Origin of the sequence: Bacillus sp. AP50 (assembly GCF_040492675.1) — a bacterium.
Classification (GTDB): domain Bacteria; phylum Bacillota; class Bacilli; order Bacillales; family Bacillaceae_G; genus Bacillus_A; species Bacillus_A cereus.
The window spans coordinates 1-2,850 of record NZ_JBEUTW010000454.1 but is presented as its reverse complement, the minus strand read 5'-3'; the positions used below and the strand labels follow the sequence as shown (position 1 = coordinate 2,850).

The following is a 2,850-nucleotide window of genomic DNA, read 5'->3' as shown; positions in this document are numbered from 1 at the left end:
ATATATATCTACACATATTTTTTCAATTTTTAGACAAATATAATGTTATGACTTCTTAAGAGTCAATTTAGTACCTTGTTTATCTATAGAAATCCTATAAATAAACTAATTTCATAGTGAATGTAATATATTTGATATTAAATGTCTTACATAATGATATAAAATTTCACATTTTTTTATTTTTAAGAATGAAGCGATAAGGCTTAGAATGAAGCGATAAGGCTTCAAACCGCAAGGGATGCGGGGATAGCCTAGTCAATTAGAGGTTGAAAGAATCTTTACTTAGGAATCCCTCATTTCTAAATGAAGTGAAAGTGGATGGAGTTCAAGGAGAGTAAGCTTTTGAACGATGTTTTAACTGTAATAATTGGTCCATTTAGATATCTTAATACCCAGTAAGAATTAAAGCGTTACAAAACACCCATCCCATTTTATCAATGATAAAGGATGGGTGTTTTCAGTATATAGGATGTTAGGAAAAAACTTGCCGACAAAAGTCTATATTAAAGACTTTCTAGCATTTTTGTATGCTAAATCATTTTCTATAACTAAGAACTAATTATATATAGACTAATTCCTCAGACGAACAGTTAACAAATAACGGAATAGAAGAAAAATTAGAAAAAATAACCATGTAATGGTAGAATATGGTTTATTAATCAATAAATCTAGTATTAAAGGGGGAATTAATTTGGGTAATAGGAATAAAAGAATGAAAACTTATTTTCAAAGGTTAATAGCTGTAAGTGTTTGTTTTTTGTTATTTTTTCTGGGGAGCAATTATTCAAAAGCCGAAACTGTTGCATCTATAACATTAAATCCTAAAGATGTAGAAGCATTCACCAATAAAGTGATTCCAGAGAAAATGAAAAAAGAAAATGCAGCTGGTGTAGCTCTTGTCGTTGTAAAGGATAATCAAATTCTATTTCAAAAGGGATTCGGATTTTCTGATAAAGAAAAGAATACTCCCATCGATCCTAAAAAAACAGTTTTTCGATTAGCATCAATATCAAAAGCTTTTACTGCAAGTGCTGTCATGCAGTTAGTTGAACAAGGAAAAATTGATTTAAATAAAGATATAGTAAATTATATGGGGGGATTAAAGTACCAAAATAACATGGGTGAACCAGTTACAATGGAACATTTACTTAGCCATACAGCAGGGTTTGATTACGTAGATCCTAGACCCGAGGACATCCATTATCAAGAAAATGATTATACAATGCTTAAAGATTATGTAGAAGATAATATGCCCACTGTAGTGAGAAAGCCCGGAGATACATATACATATGATAATTTTGCCTCTATGCTTCAAGGGTATATTGTTCAAAATCTGACAAACACACCTTTTTACAAATATATGGCAAAAAATATTTTTTACCCTCTAGAAATGCATAATAGTAGTTTTGTTATGACTAATTTTATTAAAGAAAAGTTGGCAACAGGATATGATGCTAAAGGTAATGCCATCCCATTTTATCAAACAAGACCAACAGACATGCCACAAGGGAGTATGTTTTCTACAGGGAGTGATGTAGCCAATTTCATGATTGCTCAATTGAATGATGGTAAATTTAAAAATAACCAAATACTACAAAAAGAAACTGTAGAAGATATGCAAAAAACAAAATTTGCTTTACATCCCAAATACCCTAATATGACATACGGATTTGAGTTCTTTTCACCGCAAAGTCATAATGGACAATATGTGTTTGGTAAAGGTGGAAATATACCAGGTTTTTCATCTTTAATGTGGTTAATTCCAGAGCATAAAATTGGAGTTTTTGTTGTTACAAATAAAGATAGTTCAGCACTACCTGTTGAAGTATTTGATGATTTTATGAATCAATATTTCCCAGATAAAACAAAGCCTGAATATTTAAACCCTAATGAAGAAGAATTAAAGAAATTTGAAGGGGTTTACCGAGATTTGAGATTAAAAACCCTAATGTCACATGTAAACATAAGTGAAGGGAAGTTATATGTAAGTGATAAAGTATATGGTAAACAGGAGCTAAAACAAATAGACCCTTTACTATTTGAAGATGAAAAAGGGAATTATATGGCATTTAAACTTCACAAAGATGGTACCGTAAAAGAAATGATACATTGGAACTCTGGCAGCTCAGCAGTGAAGTTAAGTGAGCCTGAGAGATTTAAAGACGTAGATGAAAATCATCCATATGCTAAGTTTATAAATCCTTTACATCAATACGAGGTATTACAAGCAAATAAGGAGGGGAATTTCACTCCAGAATCTTCTCTTACACGAGCAGAATTTGCATATTGGTTATCTCAAATTGCTTACTTTACGCCACCTTCAAAAAAAGAACCAGTGTTTTCTGATGTGAAAAATCATCCTTATGCACCACATATTCAAAAGTTATATGAAATTGGTATTTTATATGAAAAAGAAGGGGAACAATTCCATCCAGACCGTGCAATTACTAGACAAGAAGCAGCATGGATTACCTGGCAGTATTTAAAAATGTTAGGAGCGCCATCTGCAGATGCAACTTTAAAGGGAGAAACTGACGATTGGGCAATAGAATCCGTGAAAAACATTGTAGGTCATCGCTTAGTAGGGCCTGAGGTTATATATAATGAAGATGGATCAGCAGATTATCTATCAAAACAAAGTATGAAACGACAAGAGGCAGCTGCATTGTTATTTTACGTTTTGTTATCTAGTTAATTTGTATAGAGATAAATTTCACAAAAAAGAAAAAATCTAAAGAGCTTGAAATAATACAAAGAAAAAGATTAGTCTTTGACCAATGATTTATCGTAACAAACAGGGAGGGATGAGTTATAATCATACTCTAAATCTTAAGTAGAGCTGTTATCAGA

At 31.6% G+C, this 2,850-nt stretch carries 1 protein-coding gene; it reads left to right on the top strand.

Annotation, left to right across the window (positions count from 1 at the left end):
• Positions 1-712 precede the first annotated feature (712 nt).
• On the top strand, positions 713-2,695 hold the full coding sequence (locus ABWK52_RS24525; protein WP_353772195.1) for a serine hydrolase: 1,983 nt from the start codon (positions 713-715) through the stop codon (positions 2,693-2,695).
• Positions 2,696-2,850 lie beyond the last annotated feature (155 nt).

Bases quoted from the DNA above. Each gene is read 5' to 3' on its own strand.
- ABWK52_RS24525 (WP_353772195.1), top strand. From the start codon at position 713: ATGAAAACTTATTTTCAAAGGTTAATAGCTGTAAGTGTTTGTTTTTTG.